Consider the following 6,430-nt stretch of genomic DNA (forward strand, 5'->3'; position numbering starts at 1 on the left):
ACCCGCGCGAACAGCTCCCACAACTCGTCCGGCACCAGCCGCTCAACGATCCCTGCCACGACCGGCAGCTTACCCAGCCAAATGAGATGACGTCTAAGACGGCCATCTCCCGGCGCGCTCCCGCCGCCCAGCGGTAGTGAGCCCGCACCCGAGTCCCGTCGGCACGCTCGTACTCCTCAATCCAGGGCAACCTGCTGCCTCCCCCTCGTAGTTGATCCCCGTGCGACAGACCATGCTTGCATCCACCACTGACAACCGGGCAGCACTCCGTGACCTTCGCCCCTGCATCAACTCCCCTGTCTGCCCTCGGCGTTGAGGGAGTTGACCGGCCAGGTGGCCGAGTGGACGGCTCGTGTCTGGGTGCCTCGGTCAGCGGTCCACAGCGGGCAGGTGGGCCAGGCCGGTGTCGAGCAGGATGCGGTCGACCGTCTCCTCAAGGGTGCTGTCGGCGCCGATGACGGTCTCGGTGCCGCCGGGCAGCAGATCGCGCGGCCGGTACCAGTCGCGCAGCTGCGACTCGTTGACGTCGTCGGCGATCGGCTTGGTGGCATGCCGGGCGAGGGTTTCGCCGAACGGGACATCCAGGTAGTAGCTGTGGGTCGGGATCCGGTGGTCGGCGCGCAACTGGTCGAGCATGTCGCCGTAGCGGTCGGCATAGAGGATGCCTTCGACCACGACGTGGAACCCTGCGTCCAGGGCGTAGCGGGCCGTCAGGTCGATCAGGCCGATGTTCGCCGCTCCCGGCCGGTCCCGTTCGCGGAGCACGATGCGGCGGAGGTTGTCCTGGCCGACCAGGGCCAGGCCGCGGCCGAACCGATCACGCAGGCCAGCCGCGACGGCCGACTTCCCCGAGGCGCTGTTGCCGCGCAGCACGACCAGCCGGGTTCCTTCGGTGCCCACCATCACGGCAGCCACGTTACCGACGGCCGGGGACAGCACCTGTGGCGTTCCAGAGCCGCGGCGGCGGGGACGCCAGGCCGAGGGAGGCAACTCGTGAACGAGGTCTGACCTCGTCGGCGGGCCAGGAGGACGACGTCGCCAAGAGCCGGGGGCCGGGGGCAAGCCGGCTCGCCTTCACCACGGCGTCCCGAACGGTATTGCCCGACACGCTCCTCAGGGCGAACCGATTCCGGCTCGGATCATGTCCGACGTGGGCCGGGAGGCAAGCTGCTCAGCCCGCGGTTGCACAAGGCCGGTCAGGCTTGGTGTCACTGCGGGCAGTTTCGAAGGTTTCCGTTCTTCGGGGGGAGAACGGGGAGGGGTCGGCCGTCGAGTAGGTGAAGGCGCCACCTACGCGCCACTGAACCCCGACGGAGACCAACTCACATGACGTCGTCCTTGGACTGGGCCGGACTTGTTTCGGCTGTAACGGCCACCGCGCAGGCGGCGGCCGTCATGGTGCACGTGCACTGGGACCGGCGGCTACGCGGTCTCAGGACGACGGAGGACAAAGACTGCCGCCGCATGCCCCACCACGGCAAAGCCTCCATGCCCGGCACTCGTGCGGTCCACGTACAGGCCAGCACCGCAAGCCGCGCCCGTACGTCGGTCACGCTGGTCATCCTCGTGGACGGCAGAGCCGACGGTGCGTGCCCGTCTTCGCTGCCCGCGAAGGGATACCGCCCGTGGTAGCGGGCGAAGCGGCAGCGGAGCGCTCCGCCCCCGCTGATGGGCAGCCCTCCGCGTGGACGGAGGTGGACCTGGGCAAGAGGCTGCTGGACTACTACGACACGTTCATGGCTCAGGAGACGCAGTTCCTGCGCAGCATGTGCAACGGCAAGCTCTCGGAGCAGGCCTGCGAGGACATTGCCCAAGAGGCGTTTTTGAGAGTGGTGAGGAAGGTCGCAGCCGCACAGCTGGAACCCGACGTGAAAATCGGGGCCTACCTGCGCACGACCTCATGGAATCTGGCAGTCGACACGCTGCGCGCCCAGAAGCGGACCGATCTGACGGATGACACCGCACTTGTGGCGGCGCCCAACCCGCAAAGTGAGGACATCGACCCGCTGAAGGAGCTGGTCCGGCCCGCGATCGAGGCGATGCCGCTCAGCAGGCGCCGCACGATCGTGCAGCTGCAGAGCCAGGGTCTCGACGACGCACAGATCTCCGCGGCGCTGGGCATAGCCCCGGACCGGATCCACAAGGACCGGTACGCAGCCGTCAGCGAGTTGCGCAATGAGCTGGGCAAATTCATCCGGGATGGGCACCGCAAGAAGACACAACGCGCGAAGAAGGACAGGTGACGGTTGTGCGCCGCTTCACTGAGGGCAGCGGCGGCCGCCCGACGCCGGCGGTACCGGCCGAGCTGCTGACGCTCATGGACAAGCTCGCCGGGCCCCCCGATGTCTGGGATCGCCCCGATGGCGACTTCGGCCCCCTGAGCGACCTGTACGAGCTGGACATCGAGGCGCGCCAGGAGGCGAACTCGTTGTACCGGATCGGCTCCAAGGCACTGAGCCGCGACGAGCTGTCCACGGCCGCTGACTTGCTGGGATCGGCGGCCGCCGCCGGTCATCCTGGCGCCCTGTTCCGGCTCGCTCTGGTCGCGCTCCGCTCCGGTAAGGACTGGATCGACAACGCGTGGTTCCTCGTCGCCGAAGCCGCTCGGCACGGGCACGGTGACGCCCAGCGGCTGCTCACCGCGCCAGCGAGCTGCCGCCCCTCCCCCGCCGGCAGCGCCCCACTGATCGAGGACACTTCGTTCTTCGAGGAGGTGCGTCTCCTGCTCGGAGTTGCCCTACCCCTTATCGAGCCAACTCCACCCGGCGCCTCGCCAGCTCCGGGTCAGCGGCCCGATACGCCAGACATCTGCCACGCGACGGACACAGACAGCCCAACGGCCGCGTCCGGGCCCGCCCTCGTCCCGCCCACACGTCACGGGCCGGTACCGCCCCCGGATCACACACCAAACCGGAAGCGAGCGCACCTGACCGCACTGGCCGGGGGTCTGCCCCTGTCGGTTCCGGACATGTAGCCGCCGCCCCTGCGTCCACGCACGCCCGCTCGCCGCCCGGTGCCAGTGCTGCACAGCCCGGACGTGGAACCGTCCAGACCGGTGCCTTCCATGGCGGCCTGGATCAGACTGCCGAGTCGATCAAGGTGCGTAGCGGCACCTCCCGGGCAGGGGCCGTCGACATCGCGCGCTCTGCACGACGCAGGCCGTTGACGCAGTCGCCGCGCGGACCGATGCCGACTGGCAGCATCTGCGTTTCGTCGTCCCGGTGCTCCACCATGGAAGGGCCGGCCGCTGCGGGCGCGGAGTAGGACGCCCGACGGGCAGATGCCGAGGTACGGGGCGATGGTGGCAGCGGCGGTCGCGGACTGAAGGTAGTTGGTGGCACGGCGGAAGTGGAACAGGGGTTGATGACACTGGTGTGGTCCAAGGCATCGCCCTCAAACTGCTGGCCGAGTTGGGGTGGGGCGGCTACGGGGCCGACGATGTTGACCCAGCGTGTGCAGCTTGCCACCGGCCGAGGGCGGCCCGCCCACAGCCGTCCTCGGCGTCCCAGGCCACGCACCTGGGACGCCAGAGGGCAGCAGCCCAGGGCCGCTGCCCGCAGGGAGCCGAGGCGCGCGTACACACGCTCTGCCGAAACTCTCAGCGGGTCACCGGCATAATCGGCACGGTCGCAGCAGCAGGACAGGAGCCCGGTTTGGTCAGCACGCCCGACGTCCCCGGTCCGTCCATGGACGCCATCCCGACCCGCTACGGCGACACCACGTTCCGCTCCCGGCTCGAAGCCGCTGGGCCGCCACCCTCGACGGCAACGACATCCGGTGGGAGTACGAACCCGAGACGATCACCCTGGACTCCGGCACCCTCTACCTCCCCGACTTCTGGCTGCCCGAACTCGGCACCTGGATCGAGGTCAAAGGCCCCGGCATACCGCGTACCGAGAAAACGGAGGAACTGGCCCGCACCCGCGCCTGCCGGTGCGAAGGCTCCTGCACCTGCCGGTGGCCCGGAGGCGAGTTCGTCCTCCTCGGCAAGCCGTCCCTGGCCCCCGACTGGAACGAACCCGGCCACCGCCCCCGCAGCGGCTACGCGAACTGGGCAACCCCCTTCGGGCTGACCGCATACTTCGTGACCTGCCGCACGTGCACACGGGCGCAGTGGATCACCCTCCGGCGGCCGTGGCGCTGCCGCGCCTGCCAGGCACTGCTGGAGAGAGAACAGGTCCACCGGCCCGTCGACCGGTTCGTCCGCTTCGTCGAGACCGCCACCGGCACGGGTCTCTTCGCGATGCCCGACCTGGGCGGACCCTTCACTGACGCGGAACTCGGCGTTCCTGGCGCCGGAGAAGACGATGTGCTGTGATCAGGGCGGCCCACCCAGGCTGGGTACACAGCCGCCCGGCACAGGACAACTGATGCGCCTCTCGCCGGCCACACCCCCACACCCATGCCTTACCCTCACCGATCCACAGACCCCAACTCCAACCCCCCTACTTCCTGCGAGTTCGGGAAACGTCTCCTCCCACACCCCACGCACGAACCGGCTGATCAGCCGCCTCAGCACCGGCCACTGCGCAATCAGCAGGCCCCTGTTGGGGAACGAAACCACGTCCTCGCACTGCCCCTCGGCAAGCACGGTCCGATACAGGCTCATCCGCGCTTGGACTGGTCCAGGGGAAAACTGCTGCGCCCCGACCGGACCACGTGCAGCGGCAGGTCGACTATGCCGCTGGAGGGACGGGCCAGGCCTTTCAGTTGCGGGCAGACGGCTGCGGTAGCGATTGCGCAGCACCACACCGGCGTCGATCGACGGCGGTGTTCCCGGCTCTATTGCCCCATCATCCCCTGCCGCCCCATCCCCAAGGCGCAGCCTGACGGCGAAGCGGGACGAGCGAACCAGCCGGTGCCCGTAAGGCGCCCTCATGCAGCCACATCACGGCGCGCGGAACAGCACCGCCGCCCCAACCGGGCGCGGGCCGCTCGCCGATTCCTATGCCCCTTCGCCGTCTGCGCGCAGGTGCTGCAGGTTGCGCTCTCTGTGACTGACGGCCTCGGCGATCAACACGCTGCACAGTTCGACCAGTTCATGAGGCTGCTCGCGTACACGTTGCAGGCGAAGGGCGCGTTCCAGGACCTCCTGGTCGTCCAGTGAGTCGAGCCAGACGCGGACCGTCTCCGTTTCGGGCCCCTCTGGGAAAGGAGCGAGGACCTCAATGAGCCCGACACGGGCGACGACAGCAGCAATCCTTTCCCCGGCCCGTACAGCAGCGGGTGCAAGGCCTGCAGTTTCCAGCTCCCCACGCAGATCGCCGTGCCCGATCGCGATGTCGAGGTGCGGCGGCAGCGGGCTTACGTCGTGGCCGCCGGTGATGAGCACGGGGACAGCTACAGTGCGCACCCACTCCTCCAGACCCTGCAGTTCGCGGGCGGCGATGGCCCACACTCCGGTGTGGGGCCGCTGCAACGACACTGTCGTCACCACGGAGAAGGGAATCCGGCTCCCGCGCGGGGCGCTGGCGAGGACGTCGCCTTCCCGCAGCGGCAGGCCATCGCCCGGCTGCGGATCCCGCTGGAGGGGAAGCGCAACGGTAAGGTCGCTGTGCGGATCATCCGGGTACACAGCGCCGAGCCGGGGTTCGAGCAGCACCGGGGCTCGGTGCTTGGCCAGATTGGTGTACACGGCCAGGAGCCGCAGCGAATGCTCGTCGGGGTCTCGCCGCTGAAACGGCTGCAGCCGCTCGATCCGCTGTGCAAGAGGGGTACCAACATGCAACGGCGGAAGCCGGCGCCGCCGACCGTCACGGAACCACCTGGCGAGCGCGCCCGCGTCCGTGGCCGTGGGCATCTCGACACCTCGGGCCTCCTCTTCCGTCAAAGGCCGTTCGAGTCCAGCTTCGACCTCCGCGTAAAGGGTGTGCTCCAGCGCAGCCCGCAACTGAGTCAGAGCGTCAGCTACGAGCCGTGCCACCGCCTGCGGGAGCGGGGCAACCGCCTTGACCACAACGTCCGCACGGTCGCCCCTGATCACCTCATCGAACGTGACCGGCCCCTGCGCGCTGTAGTCATGAGTCAACTGGAGCAGCCGGTCGATCGTGTGATCCACATGGGCCAGCGTTGCAACCACCTGCAGCTGGTAGTCCGGCAACCAGGACCAGTCCGCGTCCGAAGGGCTCATGAGCAGACCCTAACGGCACACTCCCCCGCATCCGCGTCAATCAACGGCATCTCCCTCTAAGGGCTTGCAGATCATTAACACGTCGTCTTGATCATGCTGTTGAGGTTGTCGGTCTGAGCTCGAACCCGAGCCTGGAGGGCTGTGAGGGCGGCGGGCGGGGTGGCCGCCGGCGCGATGACGATGCTCTGCGCCTTGAGTAGGCTCCTGATCTTCAGCAGGGTGCGATGCATGGCAGTCCGGCTGCTGTCGAACAGCACGGCGAGGGGTTCCGCGGCCAGGGCGACCCGTAGGTGGAGCACG

At 68.6% G+C, this 6,430-nt stretch carries 6 protein-coding genes and 2 pseudogenes; 4 read left to right on the forward strand and 4 right to left on the reverse strand.

Annotation, left to right across the window (positions count from 1 at the left end; genetic code table 11):
• Nucleotides 1-369: 369 nt before the first annotated feature.
• Complete coding sequence (locus ADL12_RS18270; RefSeq protein ID WP_062703732.1) at nucleotides 370-903, reverse strand: AAA family ATPase; 534 nt, start codon at nucleotides 901-903, stop codon at nucleotides 370-372.
• A 423-nt stretch (nucleotides 904-1,326) separates the two neighbouring features.
• Here ADL12_RS18270 and ADL12_RS18275 point away from each other — a divergent pair, with 423 nt between their 5' ends.
• The 4 genes from ADL12_RS18275 to ADL12_RS54025 all read left to right on the forward strand — a co-directional run bounded on the left by ADL12_RS18275 (nucleotide 1,327) and on the right by ADL12_RS54025 (nucleotide 4,318).
• Nucleotides 1,327-1,632, forward strand: a complete 306-nt coding sequence (locus tag ADL12_RS18275) for a hypothetical protein (RefSeq protein ID WP_062703727.1) — start codon at nucleotides 1,327-1,329, stop codon at nucleotides 1,630-1,632.
• A gap of 62 nt (nucleotides 1,633-1,694) precedes the next feature.
• Nucleotides 1,695-2,243, forward strand: a complete 549-nt coding sequence (locus ADL12_RS18280; RefSeq protein WP_244187934.1) for an RNA polymerase sigma factor — start codon at nucleotides 1,695-1,697, stop codon at nucleotides 2,241-2,243.
• Nucleotides 2,240-2,974 carry a hypothetical protein gene (locus tag ADL12_RS18285; RefSeq protein ID WP_159053189.1) on the forward strand — a complete coding sequence of 245 codons (735 nt, stop codon included), beginning with the start codon at nucleotides 2,240-2,242 and terminating at the stop codon, nucleotides 2,972-2,974. Before ADL12_RS18280 ends, ADL12_RS18285 begins: the two co-directional genes overlap by 4 nt.
• Nucleotides 2,975-3,460: 486 nt before the next feature.
• Nucleotides 3,461-4,318, forward strand: coding sequence for a PDDEXK family nuclease (locus ADL12_RS54025; RefSeq protein WP_159053190.1), 858 nt, complete (start codon nucleotides 3,461-3,463; stop codon nucleotides 4,316-4,318).
• Nucleotides 4,319-4,453: 135 nt separating this feature from the next.
• Here ADL12_RS54025 and ADL12_RS58485 read toward each other — a convergent pair.
• From ADL12_RS58485 to ADL12_RS18300, 3 genes and pseudogenes are all read right to left on the reverse strand, one after another.
• A pseudogene (locus ADL12_RS58485) lies at nucleotides 4,454-4,786 on the reverse strand (hypothetical protein); the annotation flags it as partial.
• Between the two features lie 159 nt (nucleotides 4,787-4,945).
• Entirely contained in the window at nucleotides 4,946-6,130 is a 1,185-nt protein-coding gene (locus ADL12_RS18295; RefSeq protein ID WP_062703730.1) for a hypothetical protein, read from the reverse strand.
• Between the two features lie 74 nt (nucleotides 6,131-6,204).
• Nucleotides 6,205-6,430, reverse strand: a pseudogene (locus ADL12_RS18300) (ISAzo13 family transposase); the annotation flags it as partial.

This window comes from Streptomyces regalis (genome assembly GCF_001509475.1).
GTDB lineage: Bacteria > Actinomycetota > Actinomycetes > Streptomycetales > Streptomycetaceae > Streptomyces > Streptomyces regalis.